Annotated in this window: 20 protein-coding genes and 1 tRNA gene; 12 read left to right on the forward strand and 9 right to left on the reverse strand. The window is 43.6% G+C overall.

What is annotated here, in order from left to right; all coding sequences use genetic code 11:
* Nucleotides 1–15 precede the first annotated feature (15 nt).
* Nucleotides 16–699 carry a peroxiredoxin-like family protein gene (locus tag EV12_RS11890; protein ID WP_052039533.1) on the reverse strand — a complete coding sequence of 228 codons (684 nt, stop codon included), beginning with the start codon at nt 697–699 and terminating at the stop codon, nt 16–18.
* Between the two features lie 472 nt (nt 700–1171).
* On the opposite strand from EV12_RS11890, the gene EV12_RS11895 reads away from it, so the two are divergent.
* Nucleotides 1172–1423, forward strand: coding sequence for a hypothetical protein (locus EV12_RS11895; protein ID WP_036915559.1), 252 nt, complete (start codon nt 1172–1174; stop codon nt 1421–1423).
* Between the two features lie 1097 nt (nt 1424–2520).
* Nucleotides 2521–3240: a peptide-methionine (S)-S-oxide reductase MsrA gene (msrA, locus tag EV12_RS11900; protein ID WP_036915561.1), complete on the forward strand. Its 720-nt coding sequence runs from the start codon at nt 2521–2523 to the stop codon at nt 3238–3240.
* A 332-nt stretch (nt 3241–3572) separates the two neighbouring features.
* On the opposite strand, the gene EV12_RS11905 is transcribed toward msrA, so the two are convergent.
* Nucleotides 3573–4997, reverse strand: a complete 1425-nt coding sequence (locus EV12_RS11905; protein WP_241466547.1) for an alpha/beta hydrolase family protein — start codon at nt 4995–4997, stop codon at nt 3573–3575.
* A gap of 156 nt (nt 4998–5153) precedes the next feature.
* Here EV12_RS11905 and EV12_RS14865 point away from each other — a divergent pair, with 156 nt between their 5' ends.
* The 4 genes from EV12_RS14865 to EV12_RS11920 all read left to right on the forward strand — a co-directional run bounded on the left by EV12_RS14865 (nt 5154) and on the right by EV12_RS11920 (nt 6448).
* A complete protein-coding gene (locus tag EV12_RS14865; RefSeq protein ID WP_255327646.1) occupies nt 5154–5282 on the forward strand; it encodes a hypothetical protein in 129 nt (42 codons plus the stop codon).
* 466 nt (nt 5283–5748) lie between these two features.
* Nucleotides 5749–5916, forward strand: a complete 168-nt coding sequence (locus EV12_RS14335; RefSeq protein ID WP_193742231.1) for a hypothetical protein — start codon at nt 5749–5751, stop codon at nt 5914–5916.
* A 66-nt stretch (nt 5917–5982) separates the two neighbouring features.
* A complete protein-coding gene (locus tag EV12_RS11915) occupies nt 5983–6360 on the forward strand; it encodes a hypothetical protein (RefSeq protein ID WP_052039534.1) in 378 nt (125 codons plus the stop codon).
* A 14-nt stretch (nt 6361–6374) separates the two neighbouring features.
* Nucleotides 6375–6448 (forward strand) — tRNA-Pro (locus EV12_RS11920).
* Nucleotides 6449–7030: 582 nt separating this feature from the next.
* On the opposite strand, the gene EV12_RS11925 is transcribed toward EV12_RS11920, so the two are convergent.
* From EV12_RS11925 to EV12_RS11935, 3 genes are all read right to left on the reverse strand, one after another.
* Nucleotides 7031–7348 (reverse strand): hypothetical protein, encoded by a 318-nt coding sequence (locus tag EV12_RS11925; protein WP_241466548.1) that lies wholly within the window; start codon nt 7346–7348, stop codon nt 7031–7033.
* Between the two features lie 868 nt (nt 7349–8216).
* Nucleotides 8217–8549 carry a DNA polymerase III subunit beta gene (locus EV12_RS11930; protein ID WP_241466549.1) on the reverse strand — a complete coding sequence of 111 codons (333 nt, stop codon included), beginning with the start codon at nt 8547–8549 and terminating at the stop codon, nt 8217–8219.
* A gap of 336 nt (nt 8550–8885) precedes the next feature.
* Nucleotides 8886–9329 (reverse strand): hypothetical protein, encoded by a 444-nt coding sequence (locus EV12_RS11935; protein WP_241466550.1) that lies wholly within the window; start codon nt 9327–9329, stop codon nt 8886–8888.
* A gap of 620 nt (nt 9330–9949) precedes the next feature.
* Between EV12_RS11935 and EV12_RS11945 the strand changes: the two genes are divergently transcribed.
* On the forward strand, nt 9950–10285 hold the full coding sequence (locus tag EV12_RS11945; protein WP_241466551.1) for a hypothetical protein: 336 nt from the start codon (nt 9950–9952) through the stop codon (nt 10283–10285).
* A gap of 1186 nt (nt 10286–11471) precedes the next feature.
* A complete protein-coding gene (locus EV12_RS13780; RefSeq protein ID WP_152562360.1) occupies nt 11472–11783 on the forward strand; it encodes a hypothetical protein in 312 nt (103 codons plus the stop codon).
* Nucleotides 11784–11847: 64 nt separating this feature from the next.
* On the opposite strand, the gene EV12_RS14465 is transcribed toward EV12_RS13780, so the two are convergent.
* On the reverse strand, nt 11848–11997 hold the full coding sequence (locus tag EV12_RS14465) for a hypothetical protein (RefSeq protein WP_193742271.1): 150 nt from the start codon (nt 11995–11997) through the stop codon (nt 11848–11850).
* A gap of 42 nt (nt 11998–12039) precedes the next feature.
* Nucleotides 12040–12285, reverse strand: a complete 246-nt coding sequence (locus EV12_RS11950) for a hypothetical protein (protein ID WP_036915578.1) — start codon at nt 12283–12285, stop codon at nt 12040–12042.
* 773 nt (nt 12286–13058) lie between these two features.
* Between EV12_RS11950 and EV12_RS11955 the strand changes: the two genes are divergently transcribed.
* From EV12_RS11955 to EV12_RS11970, 4 genes are all read left to right on the forward strand, one after another.
* The gene (locus tag EV12_RS11955; RefSeq protein ID WP_036915581.1) at nt 13059–14273 is read left to right on the forward strand and encodes a tetratricopeptide repeat protein; all 1215 of its coding nucleotides are present in this window, start codon (nt 13059–13061) and stop codon (nt 14271–14273) included.
* Between the two features lie 384 nt (nt 14274–14657).
* The gene (locus EV12_RS11960) at nt 14658–15272 is read left to right on the forward strand and encodes a hypothetical protein (protein ID WP_036915795.1); all 615 of its coding nucleotides are present in this window, start codon (nt 14658–14660) and stop codon (nt 15270–15272) included.
* 523 nt (nt 15273–15795) lie between these two features.
* Nucleotides 15796–16698 carry an oxidoreductase gene (locus tag EV12_RS11965; RefSeq protein WP_036915584.1) on the forward strand — a complete coding sequence of 301 codons (903 nt, stop codon included), beginning with the start codon at nt 15796–15798 and terminating at the stop codon, nt 16696–16698.
* A gap of 92 nt (nt 16699–16790) precedes the next feature.
* Entirely contained in the window at nt 16791–16985 is a 195-nt protein-coding gene (locus EV12_RS11970) for a hypothetical protein (protein WP_036915588.1), read from the forward strand.
* A gap of 227 nt (nt 16986–17212) precedes the next feature.
* Here EV12_RS11970 and EV12_RS11975 read toward each other — a convergent pair whose 3' ends face one another.
* Both EV12_RS11975 and EV12_RS11980 read right to left on the reverse strand, forming a co-directional pair.
* Nucleotides 17213–17638 (reverse strand): DCC1-like thiol-disulfide oxidoreductase family protein, encoded by a 426-nt coding sequence (locus tag EV12_RS11975; RefSeq protein ID WP_052039529.1) that lies wholly within the window; start codon nt 17636–17638, stop codon nt 17213–17215.
* A gap of 73 nt (nt 17639–17711) precedes the next feature.
* A complete protein-coding gene (locus tag EV12_RS11980; protein ID WP_036915594.1) occupies nt 17712–18131 on the reverse strand; it encodes a DUF3119 family protein in 420 nt (139 codons plus the stop codon).
* Nucleotides 18132–18366 lie beyond the last annotated feature (235 nt).

Consider the following 18366-nt stretch of genomic DNA (forward strand, 5'->3'; position numbering starts at 1 on the left):
CTATTTTATTTAATATTAGTTCTTGCCTAGATATTTGCCTAAGAAAGAAAGGGGTTTGGCCATGGTTTCTGAGAAACCAAGGATCCCCTTGTCTTGGTGGCTATATAAGAGTGTGTCATCACCATCCAGTAGATAAGTACCGCCCCGTTGTGTAATGAAGTCATCACGAGGTAAGTAAGTACGTAAGTTACTTAGCACTTCAATCATGTTTCGCAGTCGAATAGTGGCGAGCTCAAATGGTCTTTGAAAGCCCTCACCACCGGCAAGCGAGAAAAATGATCCTGTTACGGATGGGAATGGGGAGATGTTGATGGTTTCGTTGTTGGCGATTCGCTGGGGTGCACTACGATCTCCTGTGTAGCCACGAAGGACTTCGAAAAGGGTACCTGGAGATCCAATTCCTGCGCACATTAAAAACAATGCAGGCCAAGGACCTCCAGGTGTTTGTAGTCCGCCATAGAGACCCAAAGCTCTGTGAAGTGTCGGTTCTTCATCGACCAACATACTTTGCTTAGGAAACCCCGTGAAGGTGCAGAATCGTGCGGCACTGTCAGAATTTCCTATGCCTATGGCCAGAGTGGTGATCCCAGCAGCCCTTAGCCTTGGCATATCAGCTACTAGCGCTTGAGCGTATTCAAGGCTGTCAAAGTCACCTAACTGGGGAAGCAAGACAATGAGTCTATATTTTCCTTTTTCCATCCCTGGCACTTGCCTGAGTCTTTGAAGCAGTGGAAGGGGTGCTTTTACTGTGCACACGTCGTTAGGATTCTTAGATTAGTTTGCTCCTCAATAAGCTTACTACTTGTTGTTCATTCGAGAAGCATCCTTCTAATTACATTAAGCAGGAAGGGTTGCTGTCATTTCTGAGATTTCACTAGTACCTTAATCAGATATCCATAGATTCTATGGGGAAATCGTAAATTCGGAACTTATAGCAGAGAAGTACTGGATGTTTAAATAACGATAAGGGCCATTATTCTAAATATTAAAAGCATATCTATCACTTAATCTATTAAACAGTGAAAGCAAAGATGGTCACTAACACCCACCTTCTCACTGCCTAGAATCATTGCTATTAAAGGGGTCTTGCCTCTCAATATGATATGTGTCAATCACAAGACAAGTGGGGGTTAAGGGGCTTAGCTATAACTATGCGCATAAAGACAATGGCATGACAACCAACACTCCATACTCCTTGCGTTGCACCCTCACCTTTGGCGACATCTATGGCCAAGTCTTGGCCTGGATGGCCGTGATCTTCGTAAGCCTTGCAGCAGGTCTTGGTCTTATGGGCTCGAGCAGGCCTCTGTTCGCTCTAGTTGGCGTTGGCTTGATCTTGGTATTAAGCCTGCCCTTCCTCCTGTTCGCCTTCGTAACAACCCTGCTCAACCACATCTCTCTCGAGCCAAAAGAAGCTTCCTAGATTTAACGATATTTGGGAATGTGATAGTGCCAACCTGATCAACTTAGAGACTTATAAAGATGAGCCTATTAATTTTGTGCCTGACCCGGAAAATTTTCTAGGTATCATGATATGAGCCCATTATCGAATGGACCTATCAAGAGCTCTACTTAGATCTCACTGGAAACACCAAAGCCTATCAAATCGTCCAAAGGAAGTCCTCTAATGACTTCAGCAAAGCTGATCTAGCCCTACAATCTATTCAGGGTAATTAGGTTTCATACCACTGGAAAACCGATTACAGAAATGCTTTTACCATGACAAATTTCTAATCAGTATTCTAACTCTTCACTAGCAATAGTCCTTCTAAATATATTAACAGCATCAAAGAAGTGCGTATGAATTATTACCACAATCTCTAATCAGAAATGACTAGAAAACTGGACAAGCCAAGTCACAAAGATGAAGCCATATAAAAACTCTGTTCAGCGAAGAATTGAATGGGAATCAAAAAGATCAATCAATGTAGATCACGCAATATCAATCTGTGATGCAAGTCAACCTAGGAGCGGAGACAAAGATGGTGTAATCTAAAATATATCAGATCAAAATATCAATCCCAAGAGGCAGCTATCAACAGAACTCCTGACTTCAAGAATGTGCGTGCGGCTTCCTATTATAGTGGAAACTGATTTGCCTATTTCATACATTTAACCCACAATAGCATGCATTTAATATGAATCCCAACTCACATCAGAGGTTCCTTGCTGTCCAACAAGAAGATTCTCTCAACCAAATTGTAGTTAGATCGCAGTTTGCAGAAATTTTTTTGCGGTCTGATCAAAGATCCTTCAACTTTGTGTAATAATAAAAGTCAATCTGCTCTATATATATAAGGCTAAAAAACGGCTAAATAAGAAATTGTTTCTCCCCATTAATGTGGTAGGGATCGGTATACTAAATAGGTTTAACCAAACCGCTATTTGATCTGGCCTATTTGAAAGTGATCCTTGTTTTAGACCTGCCACCTCCTATTGAGCTTGCTGACAGCGCTACATAACCACATGCATCTAAATCCCAAAGAAACTACCTATGATTAGCAATCTTGCCTGAATTTAATGTTGCCATCCTGGTTAACCCCAAAAGCTTCAAAAGAGGCTCCAATTCCCTCAAAAACTGAGCAGCACGCCGTTCTAGGTACAGCGCTGCAGAACCCGCTAACCACAGATCAGGAAGATGCTCTTTTTGCTTGTGGCTGCTTTTGGGGAGCCGAAAAGGGTTTCTGGAAATTGCCTGGGATCACCACCACGGCAGTGGGTTACGCCGGCGGCCATCGACAGCAACCGACCTATCAGGAGGTCTGCTCAGGACGTAGCGGACACACGGAGATCGTTCGGGTGGTGTGGAACAAATCCGTTATTGACTTCAGCGACCTCCTTAAATTGTTCTGGGAATGCCACGATCCCACGCAAGGAAATCGCCAGGGCAATGATCAAGGGAGTCAATATAGATCGGCGATTTACACGACAACAATTAAACAGATGGAGCTCGCGCAGGCCAGTCGAGACAGCTTTCAGCAACTCTTAAGCAAGGCTGGATTTGGGGAAATCACAACTGAAATCAAAGCTGATCAAGAATTCCATTATGCCGAGTCATATCATCAGCAATACCTAGCAAAACCAGGAAGTAGGCCATACTGTTCTGCAATGCCAACTCAAGTCATTCTAGGTGATTTCCCAGGTGCAAACTTTAAATTACCAGTAAGTGTCTGGCAAGAATATGATTGGTCAGTTAGCCATTGTGTTCTAAGATCTGGAAACGAAATAATCATGCTCTAATAAATAGTAAGCCAAAAATCACAAGCTCAACCCAAATCAATCAAGGATGTGCAAGCAAAGGTTCAATAATACTTAAAGGAAGACATAGACCTGGGCAATCTTATCTTGTTAACAAAAAATCTTCGCCTGCGACAAGAAGTTAATCATTGTCAACTTTCTGTCGAGTAAAGAGATAAGGCTAAATAAATACCAAAATCAATAAAGTAGCAAGAAGGTAGGCAGCGAATACTTGTATATATTTACATGATTGCAATTAACAGAGCAACAACAACTCGCCAGGGACTCTAGTGCTATAAACCATGGGACTCCGAGAAACTTACTAGTGACTCAATTTACTTATTGCCAATACTTCCAGTAGCAGACTTGCTTTGCCATTGCATAGATGAATCTTTAATTGCCCCTCCAATTGGTTCAAACCTTCCTCCAAGTTGTTTAGCAAGAAATTCCTCAATAACTGCATAAAGGGCTAGTGAGTTTCTCGGGTCTTCAATCCCATGGCCTTCGTCTGGAAAGACAATGAAGTCAACTGGTAAATCATTGGCATGCATAGCTGCCACAATAGATTCACTCTCAGACAACTTAACGCGTACATCATTAGCACCATGTACAATCAACAAAGGGCTCTGAATACGGTTGGCATAAGTTAATGGTGAAATAGCTTCCAAATCAACCCTACCAACACCTACCATTCTCTCCCAAGGTTTACGGATTGGCTCCCAATAAGGAGGAATAGACTCCAATAAAGTTTCTACATTAGAAGGCCCAACTATATCCACAGCAGCAGCAAATACTTCTGGGTCACGCGTAAGTCCAGCCAACGCAGCATAACCACCATAAGAGCCCCCCATAATCACAATCTTCTTGGGGTCAGCAATACCTTCATCAACAGCCCATTGAACAGCATCAACAAGGTCATCCTGCATAGCGGCATACCACTGACCTTCACCAGCCAGCAAATGACTTTGGCCGAAACCAGTCGAACCTCTGTAATTGACACTCAATACATGGTAACCGCGATTTGCTAAAAGTTGATGAATTGAATTAAGACCCCAATAATCACGAGCCTGAGGGCCACCATGCACCAACAGCACAAAAGGTTGTGGGCCCGATTGATTTAGAGTTGAGCGTGTTAGGTAAGAAGGGAGACGCAAACCATCACGTGCGCGTAATTCAAGGCTTTCCATTGCTGAAAGCTTATATTTATCAAGCAAAGGGTTAATTGAGAAGAGTTTTCGGCCTTTTTTTTGATTACGATTCCATATCCAATACTGTGGTGAGTGGGTATCGGAATATAAACTTACTAGCCATATCATTGAATCAAGATCATCATCAACGATGTAGAATTCACGATCTTTGGCAAGTTGTTTAAGAGCACTCAGATCATTCAAAAGTTCCTGATCTATGATAATCTTGCGACTTCGTAAGTCAGTTTCAATCAGAATTTGGGGAGCATCAGTTTCAGGGTCTGACAGTTCAACTCCCAGTGCTCCACTTTTAGACTGGTAAACCAGCTCGTTAGGGCAATCGTCTGTACAACTATGCAGATCTTCAGTGCGCCAGCGCACCAAGCGAGGTAAACCATCTTTGATCAGCAACCCATACAACCAAGTTGCATTTCTATCGAACCCAAGAGGTGTTGATCCAGCCTGACTTTCTTCAAAGCTGAAACTTAAAAATGGTTTCCAACCTTTTTGGCCAGGCAGACGAAGGTCGTAAGCATTGCCGCCATCTGGTTTTATCCGTGTTCGAAGAACCAACTGCCAACTACCGTCAATCCAGTCGACAGAGACCGAATGGCCATCATTGGCTTCATACAGTAAACGGCGCTCACCAGTCTCTAGATTGAGTACCCAGAGATCGTGATAGCGGGGATCGCGATCATTTAGGCCGATGATCAGCTCATCTGGGACGTCTTGGTCATCACCCCAGATAGCAGCTTTGACACCCTTCCCTGGTGTGAGATCAATCTCCTCACCAGTCGTTGGATTGATTCGAATCAGAACAGTATTTTCATCGCCATAGCTATCGCGGCTAGTGATTAGATATCGCCCATCAATGCTCCAACTAGCAGGCCTAGTGGGACGATTCGTGCTGTTTGTAAGCAGGCGTGGTTTAGATCCCTCTTCAAGCGCTTGAACCCAAAGATTCAGCACTCCCCGATGGGGTGCCAAAAAAACAATCTGGCTGCCATCTGGACTCAAGGCAACCCCACTCACCTCAGGGTTGCCAAACAACACTGCACGTGGAATAAGCGGAACCGCACCCTTAGAGAGGGTATCTGCGAAAACAGGGGAGGAAAGTCTTATCGGTAAAGCAAAAATGGTTAACAGGCATGGCAGAGCTAAAGTTGCTACACGCAAAGAAAATCTTCCCATTGATCATTAATCGATTTTTGATAAGTGTGACCAGAATTACTCTTAAAGGAAAGCAGCTGCTTTCAAATAACTTTTGCCACTGCAAACTTCCTCTAACCTACAACTCAAGCAAGCAGATCATCAACATGCAGCTATGAAGACACCCTGGCCAGATCGATTGGTAATGCTTGCCTTAGCTGCCACTCTGCTGATTGTCTTCTGCCTGATCTTCTCCTTGAGGCCTGCCGGGCAGCAGGGGAAAGAGCCAGCTCTACAGTGGCGAGAGACACCTGAGGCAACCTCAGGAGCCTTACAGATCTAACCACCCCTGCCCATCTGAGCCCTTGTAGAAGTGGCAAAGTGGTCAGGATTCAGCATCAGGTTGCTGATCTTGCCCTCACCATCAGACCCACAGCGGCCAAGAAGGTTGCTTCCGCTCCCTAAGGGCTTGGTTGAGCTCTATGGGCTAATCGCAGTACTGATGGTGGTCATTCCCGAGTGGCTTGCTGAGGTCAGCTTGAACATGAGCAACAGCGCCAGCGAAGCTCAGCTGCCAATGAGGGCGCGCGCCTGGAGAACATTGCCGGAGCTGCAATTGGCAGCGATGAACCTTTCTGAATTGAGACAACTGGCGCATCAGCTCAAGCTCTGGGGCTACGCAAGCGAAAGCCGTGATCAGCTATCAAGGCGTCTACTAAGGCGATTGAGCAGAAGATCACCTTCAAAACGGATTAGATCGGCAAGTAGGCAACGCAATACCCTGTGATAACTTGCCTACGCCGGGGCGTGGCGCAGCTTGGTAGCGCACTACTTTGGGGTAGTAGGGGTCGTGGGTTCAAATCCCGCCGCTCCGATTCCGTGCATGACTGAGATCTCAGTCAAAAGGCCACTTCTCATTAGAGAGGTGGCTTTTTTGATTCATCAATATCGAAATAGATCTTGTCAATGAGATTATTTAAGAGTCAATGAGGAATCTAAGCAAAAAAGCCATAGAGTCAGCGGCCAATAAAAAGCATTAAAAGCCACACTTATTCTGCTGCCTAGATACTTGCTGGCCTATTAGTTATTAAGCTGCAATAGCCAGCTGCCACAGCAAGCAAAAAATCCACGATTCGACCTATAGCTAATGCTGCGATGACAAACTGTAGGATACATCTAAGTCTTGATAAATAATAACCTAGCAAGAAGCTAATAAAAGGCTTGATTATGCATCAACTCAGCACGAAGAAAAGACAAGAAGATATTTCTCAAGGCATTTATGTCTATAAACTGAAAAAAAGAGTATGTCTAATCGTTCGATTTTATCGAGAACGTCACGTCATCCCCAAAGTCTCAGTTCAAATTTATCTTAAAAACGTTTTTTCCAACTGGTGTTGAACACTAAAACAAACCAAAAGAATTGCCAACAAAGGTTTTGCTGGCAAAACATCAAGGATTCATGACCGTTCAGAACAATTGGGCTCCAAATCACTTGATTGGAACCTGGTTGCAACTGAATAGCGATGCAACCAACGATTAACCCGTCCCCGCTGGTTAGGTGGAACCTCCTCAAGCAACTGGGACAACTCCAAGGCTCCCAAACGTCTGAGTTCCCTCACATCCACATGCCAAAGGGCCTCCGCCTCACGGATCAAACGCGCCCAAGTTCGTACCTGCTGCCACTGACGCAATCTCGATCGCAGTGGGTCACTTAGAAGTGAGCGATTGAAGGTCCACTGCCTCGAGGGTTGATGGTGGCTAGGTAAAGCATCCATGTGACCACCTTGACGAATTCAAAGCCAATCCATGCAAAATCACCAGTGCGCTTCGGAGTTCTGAAGCAAATCAGCTCTTTCCTTTCCTACAAGCAGCCTCGATTCAGATTCCCTGGCTTAAGAGGGTGGGACAAGATCACCACCAGCGCCCCAATCCACAGGCGATAAACGGGAAAAGCGGTTGTGACAACAGGGTAAAAGTTTCCACACCACCATTTAATACAAGGGCAAGAAGTTCGCAATTGTCATATCGCGCAAGCTAGAAGTGTTGATTGCGGTGCTCAGAGAAGCCCAACAGAAGTTCGCCGTTAAGGCCTATGGGCTGAGCAGCTTGTAATCAAAGAATTCGTCAACTTGTTGATAGGTCAGCTGTAGCTGATGATCAAGCAGATCAAAAAAGCGGTCTAAGCAGAGCTTTTCTTATTCGTTTCACACTCAGTAGCGATGAAAATTTGATAGGTATACTGTAAATTGTTGTGTTTAGTTTACTGCAGAGTAGAAGGAAATACAGTGTGATTGCGTAATGCAAGCGAAATGATGAGTACTTTTTTAAAAAGGGCGAGCGAACTCTACTTAGGCCAGTCAGTCAATACATTAAGAGGGAAGCCGAGCTTGCAGCGTTAGATATTCCGAATAATTAATTAAAGGTAAGCTAGTGATATGCAAGGAATTTAATACTGAACAGAAAGCAGAAAATCATCTGCAGACGCTAAATACACCTGCTAAACAGGAACCTTGAACCTTGGCAGCGCCAGTGAGCCGCGAACAAGAGTATAAATCAAATCATTAACAACCAGTGGAGTATGACATTTTAGATGTAGGAGTCGCGCCTAAAAGGATATCTGCTTATCATATGGAGCCAAAAGTTTCATTTACGTATGACATTTTTGAGGTAGTTTGCGATGGCAAAATTAATCACGATTGCATGGTTCCTTTCGTCTTTGTTTAATCCTGAAAAAGCTAGATCAGAAGAAAGATCCGCAAAGACCATTTCCAGTGCTACCTGGACCCCTGGACGCTGCTGAAAATCGCGAAATTCATCAATAGCAGTACTTATCAATTTATCGACATCGGTAGACAAGCCCATTGATTGACGTTGGCGGAGATAGTTCTGTATCTGCTCATAAATTTTTACTGAAATTGGAACATTTCCCCAGGAAGCACGCTGACTATCCTTGCTAATTATCAACTCTTTATCCATAGACATTTTAGGCTCCTCTAGCGATTCTATGTTCAAATATAGGAGCAATGCTTCCTATGTCCGATAGATGATTTTCTGATTCCATAATAGCAGCCTATTTGTCAGTCCAGGCGGAATTCAAAGTCCTTGCGAAGATTGAACCTACAAGCAAGTAAAACAATGGGGTTATCCGATTCTGCCAACATGGACAGTAAAGATTGTGAGACTGCAATTCATAGATGATTTCATACTTCTAATCAGAATTCCCCACTTTCTTTATCTTTATTGATCTAGCCTAATAGCCGAGCCTGATCGAAGATCTCTGCTATTAGGTTGAATACGTATATTCAGTAGGACCTAAGTGTTTAGGTTTTTATTGATTAACGAAGAAGGATTGAAAGGCTTGGATTGAGATTGACTAGGGCCTTGATTTGCCAGGTTAAGGATAGAAGCATTAAGCTCCATCTCGGAAATCCCAATATTATCTCCACACACCTCAAAAATATTCTTAGAGATGAGTGAAGCCATATCTTCTTTTGGAACTGCCATGACTTCTTTTAAAGCACCTGAGCGCATTAAGCTACTTATCATTTGACGGCCAGCAACTAAGGCCGCTTTATCTGCAGTGCTTCCATCTGAAATCGCGACACAGTACTTATCTGAGAAAGTCTCGCCTATTTCAGATACCGCAGGGGATAACTCGAAGTCACTTGCGAATGCTGGAGGCGGGGTGAGAACAGAAGAGAACAGAAGTACTGTTGCAAGAAAGATGGGCAAGAAATACTTGGAAAAATTACGCATCGGGCACATAACCTATTTTAGGTCTTGACTAACTCAAAGATAAGTGATTGTGGGCCAACAAACCGCCTGGCAGAGTAAGCTGAAGTGATTATTGATTTAATGCTGAGGGCAGAGCAAATCTATCTCATTGATTTTGAGTGCGATTGCAATTAACTTAAGTAGTGGTACTAATTCCACTATTTGACAATCAGATTCAGCTTGTCAAAAAATGGCTAAATGGCCTGTTAAAAAGTTATGAGCCTGGACTCATTTCTAGTTTATTTGTTCACAACCCATGCAAAGGCAGAGGCTGTTGTTGCGTTGCTAGTCCGACCGCCAGAGCACGCATAGACTTCAAGGCTGTTGCCTATATCATCAGCGACAACACCATCGATGCTGAACCAAGAAATTCAGCGGCGCATTAGCAACATTGCGGTAGTCAATCATGTTGGGGCTAAGCAAGTTGAATTAAAAGCGCTGCAGCAGCCACTAGAGATGCATTGATCAACTTTTTTCGTCGCATCAACAATAGATCATGGGTAGAAAGACCTAATGATTATTGCTTTATCTAACCGCTGATCAACCTTTAAAACCACCATGCTTATGCCAGATTAAGCTGAGTGTACTATCGGAAATCTACAATGTTGGCTGAATTCAAGACTCTTGTCGAGCTTAGCCAAGAAGGATACTTTAAAAAGCTGCTGGAATCAGTCAGGGAGTCATTAGATGTCCCAGTCACTACTTTTAGTAACAGCACAGTTAGCAGTCAAATCGTGATTGGAATTATCGCAATTGTAATCCTGGGTGTAATAATTTTACCCTTTGGAGCAACCGAAGCTTCTATCAAGGCTTGTCAAATCAATACAGACAAAAAGCTTGTCAAGGTTGGCGGCTCTGTAATCGTTGTGATGACCTCCCTTAGTGCCATACTCTACCTAGAAGTTTTGAAGCTATATGGAGTGTTTGGCAGTAGCTAAAGATTGAGGTCTGCATCTCACTAACAACCAGCAGGCACATCTTTAAATTTATCATTAACCTCATAAGGCATGTCTTCTTGTCAAAAAAAGCTGGTTTCTATCCATTAAAGAATGCTGAATATGTTGATGGGCGTCAAGTAAAGGCGCTGACTTACTATGCTTACTATGCAAGCCTAGGTCATCTTCTACTTCAAGAAATGGAGCTGTATTGACTGCAGGAGAAGCAATCATTCTCTATCCGCAGGGTTCCGATCTCTTCAATCTACCCAAAGTATTTATTTATGAAGGTTGAAAAGGGATAAGGGCACTGGAGACATTTAGCTTAGATTACCCTATATCTCTTAATATATTGCGCCTCGCTTTGCAGTTCCTTGACTTAAACTTAGCAGTCTCTTTCAACCCCATTGCATCTGAAGCCATGCCTACTTACACACCTAGGATGTGAATCCCGGTCAATTTTTTAGCTAGACAGCTACCGAGACAGTGTCCCTAAGCTGCCAAAGCATCAGGCCACGCGTCACAACCAGAAGAAGGGAGAGGAATGCTATTCCAACGCATAAAGGACAATGTGGAAATCCCACTCAGCACTTAGTCAACTAATCAATTATTAGCCAGAGCTTCAAAAAATGTCCTCGAATAATGACACATTGATACTTAAAGGTCCGGTTCGCTGATCTGCCAATAGGGTAGCAACGCCAAAAAAATCACCCCCTAGCGTGCCTCCAAACTAGCGATAAGCTTGATCAAAATCTTCTAGCGAGCACTCTTTCACTATTAAGAGCCGTCACATCCATTGCATTAAAAAGGGCACCCGCGTCGGGTGCCCTCAAGTCCAGGACTCATTTTCAGGGTATCTGCGTCCTCGGACTCCTATTTGATCTCTAGCCAGGAGTGGAACATGGCGTCATGAGTCAAAACACTTGTTCTGGCTATGGGCTACATCTTTGAGATGCATCTTGCATCGCTGGTTCATGCAGGGGGGCTCTGAAGCAATAGCATCCCTTTTGCCAGACTGAAGAGCATCGATGCTATGCAGCCAAATCAAGTCATAGCAATAGTTTTTTTACTCAAAGGCCTCAGTGTGCAAGATCACAGCAATGAGTGAGTGAGATCATCACATCCATCATTGATCGAGGTGATGGTGTGTTGATTGGGTACACGCAAAACCCACACCCCACACCATCCAATGAACTTCAAATCCGCCCTTGCTGGTACCGCACTAGCACTGATTAGTACAACATCCGCACTGGCCATCAGCACTCCAGCACAAGCAGCTGATGGTTGCGGTCGCGGTTGGCGCTATTCCCACACTTACCGCGGCTGTGTCGTGAAGCGCCACGTGCGACCTGTTTATGTTCCTGTATCACGCCCTTATGCCCCCATTTACCGTCATTCGATCTATAGACCCGCCTATCGCAACGTCTATAGACCCGCCTATCACCCTTATCACTTGCGTCGTAGGCCGGGAATTGGTGGTGTCATTTCGATTGGATTCTAAGAATCAAACATATTAAAACCCAGCACATAACCCGCCCTAGTGCGGGTTTTTTATTTGACAACATTTAGCCCTGCCTGAAGATCGGTCGGACCTTTGAAAGATCACTGATTGCTATCGCGGCTCGGCAAACGGGGCCTCTAGGAGGAGGTCTGTTGTCGATCACAGATTCATCAGCGCATGGTTGCAAGGCCGCCTGGAAGGCGACCTTTGCCACGTCGTTTTCTCTTGTCCTACTCCCTTGCTGCCAGCGCGATATTTAATTGCCGCCGTTGCAAATCTGGACTCGCTTCCAATTAGTATCGAGTTGGCCATCAGACTCTGCCATAAGTTCCTCCACGCAACGATGAAAGAATCGTGACTGCTGGGCAATCGGTTCAATCTGAATCGCGAAATAGATCGTTGAAAAGGTTGCTAGTCCTGTTGCAAAGATCGCCAGGGTGGGATAAAGGTGAACACGAGTAATCTCAAGCAGTGTGAGCTTCTGTCCTTCGAGCTCGGTCAATAGTGGTTCGCAGGATCGATAGCGGGTTCTCTATTTTGCCGCTCGACACACCTTCGTCTTCAAAACTTCGCTCTCAGTAGTGATTCAGCACAAGAAGGGGCTGCTCTGACGAGGGAGTCTGGATAGCAGATATGAATACAAGTAGGACAGGGAACTAAGCGGAGAGATGCGATAATCAGACAATCTAGACTCAATAAGTCCCTCTCCAGAGGGACTTATTGGGGAATAGACCTTGAGAGAAGCAGCATTTCGGGGTCGCTCAATGAGCACGAATCAATCCATTCAATATTGATTGAACCCAAGATTCACTTTGCCGAAAGGAAAATGAATCCTCATTATGTAGAGAAAGCCTCCATGGATAGGATGGCCCCAAATGATTCATAATGGTTCACCGTAGGCTTATTTTCATCACAGGTCATAAGAGGTTTCATCTTCAATGATTTGTAGTTGGTAAAGATGTCAAATCTGCTTGGGCGAACAAATTGATCCGAACTAGCCCTATATTGCATCGTTTTGAAATAGCGGTCAAAAGCATTGCAATAAGAACAAAATAGCTATCTGCATTGGTTGGGCCTTTGTAAATAGATGCTGTCTCACATACAGAGCGTATGACGTGCCTGTATCGCCGTCTTCGCTGCATTGTTTTTGAGCTATCGTTGAGGAACTTAGGTTGGCGCGCTGACAGAGAGCTGGCTATAGACAAGACAATACCCTGAATTGTCGAGTTAAAATGGTGACATAAATCTAGTTATGGCTTGTAGACTCAAACTGAAGTGACGCTAGAGACTCCTGAAGCAATGGTAAGCGATTCATCCAATCAATCTGTGTCTGGGCAAAGTGCAAATTATTACTTTATAGATGGCGAAAGCAAATTTCGTTCAAATGATTATCAAGGGGCAATTGACAGTTACACTAAAGCAATCGAGATCAATCCATATAGTGCCATTGTCTACAATAATCGAGCGAATATTAAAGATGAATTAGGCGATTATCAAAGTGCACTTAATGATTATGATAAAGCAATAGAAATAGACGCATTTGATCCTAGTTATTACATCAACAGAGGCGTTACCAAGAGACACAAGAATAACATCGAAGGAGCAATCTCTGATTACACTAAGGCTATTGAACTAGATCCACAACATGCAACTGCCTATTACAATAGGGGGATTGCTAAAGTCAGTTGCTGCGACCACAAAGGTGCAATCTCTGATTACACTAAGGCACTTGCCGCAAATCCAAAACATGCTAAATCATACTACAATAGGGCGATTAGTAAAATCAATATTAATGACATAAAAGGGGCAATTACTGATTACACAAAGGCAATTGAAACCATGCCACTTTTTGCCTCTGCCTATCACAATCGCGGCAATTTAATGGAGATACTGGGCCGAAGACAGGCAGCGATTACTGACTTTGAGAAGGCGCTAGAAATCAAACCACAACTTATCACTACGAGGAACGAGCGTGGCAATAATAAAAGCGTTGTACAGAGTAAGATTGTAAAAGATTTGAGCAATGAAGAAGACATCATTCAGCAAGATGCATTTGATTGTTATAGACAAGGGAATATTGAACAAAAGCGAGGAGAAAGCCAATCAGCTATTACCTTTTACACAAAGGCGATAGAAATTGATATAAACTATGCCGAGGCATACAACTACAGGGGGCTCGCTAATTACAAACTTTGTGACTATCAAGCTGCTCTTGATGATTACAACAAGGCAATAGAGATTAACTCGACATATGAAGATGCATACATTGGTTGCGGTCTTGCAAAGTCTGCTTTAGGTGATTACAAAGGGGCCATTGGGGCATATGAGAAGCTACTAGTAATTAACCCTAAGAATGTTGCTGCCTATAGAAATCGTGGAATTGCTAAGGAATTGGATGGAAATCTAGAGGGTGCTTGTTCTGATTGGGAGCAGGCCTCCTCTCTGGGAGATGCAGATGCTTCAGACTGGGTGAAGGAACAATGTTGTTGATGATTCACTCTTCTGCACTCTGTGCAGTCACAAAAGATGGGCGGGGCAGAGCCCATACAAGAAGCTTACAATTTAACGCTACAAAGATGCTAATAACATGGGTCTATGACACTGATACTGCTAAAAAGTTTTCTCTTGTTGCTGGATTGTCAGCTATATTCAGAAGCCAGTCAACTCTGTAACATCAAGATAGCTTTGGTTATTGGCATATGCGACGATAAGATCATTCATCTAAAACCATGACAGCACTTATGCCATATGCTGCAGGCGAAAGTCTATCCCTACGGAAAAAACACATGCGCGAATTCTGTCGACTAGCGATGTACAGCGCTATAAATACTTGCTTAGATGGCAATGGCAGTAAACGATTACATTTGCAATCACATGTCTGAGGCCCTCCTAAATGAACTAATCGATACAGTTCAACAATGCTTAGCTTGTATATCCCATCAGATTAAAGGTGAACCAAATATTGAAAAAGCTGATCTTAATTTCTGGCTTGATCCAAAGTCAGTAATTTTCATGACCTCCCCTGAAACGGATGACATCTATTGTGCGCAACTTGATGATTTGGATACAAAGAGTGAATTTCTTGAGATCATCCTAGATCAGGCTATTATCTCTACTTTTCTAACAACTCAAGATTTAATTCTAGTACTTGCTGCTCAGGACTCACCAAATTTATATGATGTCAGGATGGCCGCTATTGATAGATCTACAGGATGTGCACTTATTCGCACTGAGAATCTGTTTAATAAAAGCATGCTGGAGCGTAATATCGACAAGACTATTGAAGACTCCACAGAACTATCAAATCAATTCTGGCTGCGTCGCTACTCCGATAATAAATCATGGCAATTTAGACAGCATGCTTACAAGCGAATCTCATATCCAGGCAATAATTTTCACAAACGCTTTATTAGTAATTCATACCGCAGACTGCAGTCTTTTCTTTTGGATATCGAGGAACATATCCTTTCTAAGTTTAATGGAGTCTAGAGACAGGAGAATGAGCAGCATGGATCATAATTCTCCGACAAATTAGCTGCTCTATCTTTATTCGATAAGAGACACATCATTTTGGATGATCCTGATTCCTTACATTGTTTTTTCTGGCTCTCCAAATAAACAAAAGAGGTATACCGACAAGCATCAGCCCTCCGTCTGCCAATAAGAAATTGTTCCATAAATCCATTGGGTCTATCCCTTTTAATGCTCAATCTTAAATCAAACATATAAAACTTTAGGAAACCATGCCAATATTGATCAAAAAAAAGACGTGGAATGTCTAAGGGCCGCCCATGGCGTGGTTAGAAGAAAAAGTTTTTATTATCTAGATCAGCAAAATAATTAATTAACCAAGAGACCTCTGCTGATCTGAGTCACCTGGACACCTAGTCTATCAAATTGAGCGAGGAGAGTTATGGCACTTAGAAATTGCAAAGCTTGCTCATGCTGCAGCACAGCAGTTTAGAATTAACTCTTCTACTTGATGTATCATCGCTGATAAGGGAGCTAACTGATGGGTTGGAAAGTTGAAGACATCCCTGACCAGAAAGGAAGGGTGGCATTAGTCACAGGTGCCAATAGTGGCCTAGGCCTTGAAACGGCTAAGGCATTGCTTAACAAGGGTGCCAAAGTCATCATGGCTTGTCGCTCACTACCCAGAGGTGAAGCTGTTCGACAAATTATTCTTCAGAGAAATGATTCCACAAACCTTGATCTAATTGAGTTGGATCTCGCTGATTTGGCGAGCGTTAGACGTGCAGCTGAGCAGGTTGAAAGTCAATACTGCAGACTAGACCTACTAATCAACAATGCTGGAGTGATGGCTCCTCCAAAGACCCTCAGTAAACAAGGTCTAGAACTTCAGTTCGCCGTTAATCATCTTGGCCACATGGCTTTGACACTAAAGCTCCTACCCTTACTCGCAAAGCAACATGGAGCAAGAGTTGTTACTGTCACCTCTGGCGCACAGTACATGGGTCGAATCGCATGGGAGGATCTTCAAGGGATCAAGCGCTATGACCGCTGGGCGGCCTACTCCCAAAGCAAACTTGCTAATGTGATGTTCGCCTTAGAGCTCGACAAGCGAGTGCGCAAGGCAGCAAGTGGGATCGCATCATTGTTGGCACATCCAGGCCTTGCACGCACTAATTTGCAGCCTAAATCTGTTGCAGCGAACAAATCCTGGCCCGAAGGCCTTGCTTATCGGTTAATGGATCCCATGTTTCAGAGCGCTGCAATGGGATCCCTACCGCAATTACATGCTGCAACCGCGCCAACTGCTCAGGGCGGCGAACAATATGGACCTAGATTTAACTTTAGGGGTTACCCGAAGCTTTGCCGCATTGCGCCGTTGGCACTTAGAGAGGGAGACCGTCAAAGGCTTTGGAGCATCAGTGAAAAACTTTTAGAGATTTGAACTTGCCATTAACAAGTATTTTAACGCTTTACTTTGTTTAAACTGTCAGTTTGACTCTCACAGCTATGATCTAAAGACAGTGAATTCCGCCCATGCCTGAAGAGCCCATTGAGAATCCTTCAGACAATCCAGCCGTTGAACCTGAGGCTGATGAAAAAGTAGAAGCTGAAAAGACCATTCAAATCCCAGAGGGCTCTAGGGTGGTGACAATCATTATTGACAAAGGAGAGGTGACTGAAAAAGTGTATCAATCACCTGATGGAGACAGGATAATCGTGAAGTACTAAAAATATCCTGATCACACTCCCTAAAGTATCAATCCTTGCAACTCACTCAAACCAATACTAGTGACCATTGCAAAATCATACGTGTACCTGTAAAACAATAGATAACCCATGAATCCTTAGGCTATAGCTTCTCCAAACCAATGACAATCAAGTTTACTGCCTAAAAATGAAAGCAGCTAATATCTTGGCTTGATTATATTAAGTAAGCGCTTATATTATTCATCAAGTCAAGCACCTTTATTCAATTCATCTGGGTCTAATGGGATTTTCTTGTAAGCAAGTGCTGTACGTCGGGCCAGCTTTAGGAAAGGATATATCAGCCTCGAGCGAAATGGTGAAGACATCAAAGTCTTAAGAACAGATAATAACTGAGCGGATGGTTCCATTTTTTTACATAACCACTGAATGGCCTCGGCCCCATGAAAAGCCTCATCACCTACGATTAATATAGCTCCATCGCTGAGATCTAAGCCTCGAGATTTTAAATTATCTCGTAAAGGCTTTTCTGCTCGTCCATCACATATCTCCAAGCCCTGAATACCACTACGTAACTCACTCAATTCTGCAAAGTGGAGACAAAAAGGACAGCCGCCATCATAGATAAGTAACGGAATTGATGAGTATTCATCAAACAATGGTGTTTGCAGTTTCATGCATTCATCTGAAGTTCGTGATTGAGGAGGCGAAAGGTGATTACCAAGAATCTTTTCAATCTCCTGAATTATTTTAGTCCGATTCTTTAGGCACTTCGAGAGTTCCAACTCGAAGTCTCAACTGTTCTAAAAGCATGACAGGGTCAAAAAGGATCGGCATCAGATGAGGGCTTTTGACTTCGCGGAAGAACAAGATCCCTGGTATTTCCGGTAAGAACATTCGCCAGGCCAGCCAATTGGCAAATGGGAAGCGACGTAACTCCTCGTCTACTCGCCATATCACGAGATCTTTATCGGTTAATTCCAAACGCAGCAGATAGGCTTGCACCAGCAAAAACACTGCGAATCCACACACCACAATCGTCGCCCAAGGATGTAGAGGGAGAGGTAGCATTGCCAGGCCAATAACGTACACCAATACGGGTAAGCGGATGCTTGGTTTGAGAATCACGCTCTGGCTTTGATCAGGCTGGCTTTCAGGTGTCGATGACATTACCACTGAATTGAGGTTGTTATTAGGTTTTTGCCTCTAGCTCTTTTTAGATGAGTTTCTGCTAAAAGAGTTTTAAAAGGTGTTTTTCGTTATAACTTTACGCTCCATTGTCAGCAGACAAAGAGCTTGTGAAAGCTCATCCACATCCTTATTTTCCTAGGATTAGCAACGGGATGTCACCAGTGTTCTGGAAGGGAACGGAGCTTGCAACAACGAATCGAAAGTGTTTTTTTGG

The organism is Prochlorococcus sp. MIT 0701, assembly GCF_000760295.1.
Lineage (GTDB): Bacteria > Cyanobacteriota > Cyanobacteriia > PCC-6307 > Cyanobiaceae > Prochlorococcus.

Coding starts and splice junctions, on each gene's coding strand:
- EV12_RS11890 (WP_052039533.1), bottom strand. CDS start 699: ATGGAAAAAGGAAAATATAGACTCATTGTCTTGCTTCCCCAGTTAGGT.
- EV12_RS11895 (WP_036915559.1), top strand. CDS start 1,172: ATGACAACCAACACTCCATACTCCTTGCGTTGCACCCTCACCTTTGGC.
- msrA (WP_036915561.1), top strand. CDS start 2,521: ATGTTGCCATCCTGGTTAACCCCAAAAGCTTCAAAAGAGGCTCCAATT.
- EV12_RS14335 (WP_193742231.1), top strand. CDS start 5,749: ATGAAGACACCCTGGCCAGATCGATTGGTAATGCTTGCCTTAGCTGCC.
- EV12_RS11925 (WP_241466548.1), bottom strand. CDS start 7,348: ATGGATGCTTTACCTAGCCACCATCAACCCTCGAGGCAGTGGACCTTC.
- EV12_RS11930 (WP_241466549.1), bottom strand. CDS start 8,549: ATGGATAAAGAGTTGATAATTAGCAAGGATAGTCAGCGTGCTTCCTGG.
- EV12_RS11935 (WP_241466550.1), bottom strand. CDS start 9,329: ATGCGTAATTTTTCCAAGTATTTCTTGCCCATCTTTCTTGCAACAGTA.
- EV12_RS11945 (WP_241466551.1), top strand. CDS start 9,950: ATGTTGGCTGAATTCAAGACTCTTGTCGAGCTTAGCCAAGAAGGATAC.
- EV12_RS13780 (WP_152562360.1), top strand. CDS start 11,472: ATGAACTTCAAATCCGCCCTTGCTGGTACCGCACTAGCACTGATTAGT.
- EV12_RS11960 (WP_036915795.1), top strand. CDS start 14,658: ATGTCTGAGGCCCTCCTAAATGAACTAATCGATACAGTTCAACAATGC.
- EV12_RS11965 (WP_036915584.1), top strand. CDS start 15,796: ATGGGTTGGAAAGTTGAAGACATCCCTGACCAGAAAGGAAGGGTGGCA.
- EV12_RS11970 (WP_036915588.1), top strand. CDS start 16,791: ATGCCTGAAGAGCCCATTGAGAATCCTTCAGACAATCCAGCCGTTGAA.
- EV12_RS11975 (WP_052039529.1), bottom strand. CDS start 17,638: ATGAAACTGCAAACACCATTGTTTGATGAATACTCATCAATTCCGTTA.
- EV12_RS11980 (WP_036915594.1), bottom strand. CDS start 18,131: ATGTCATCGACACCTGAAAGCCAGCCTGATCAAAGCCAGAGCGTGATT.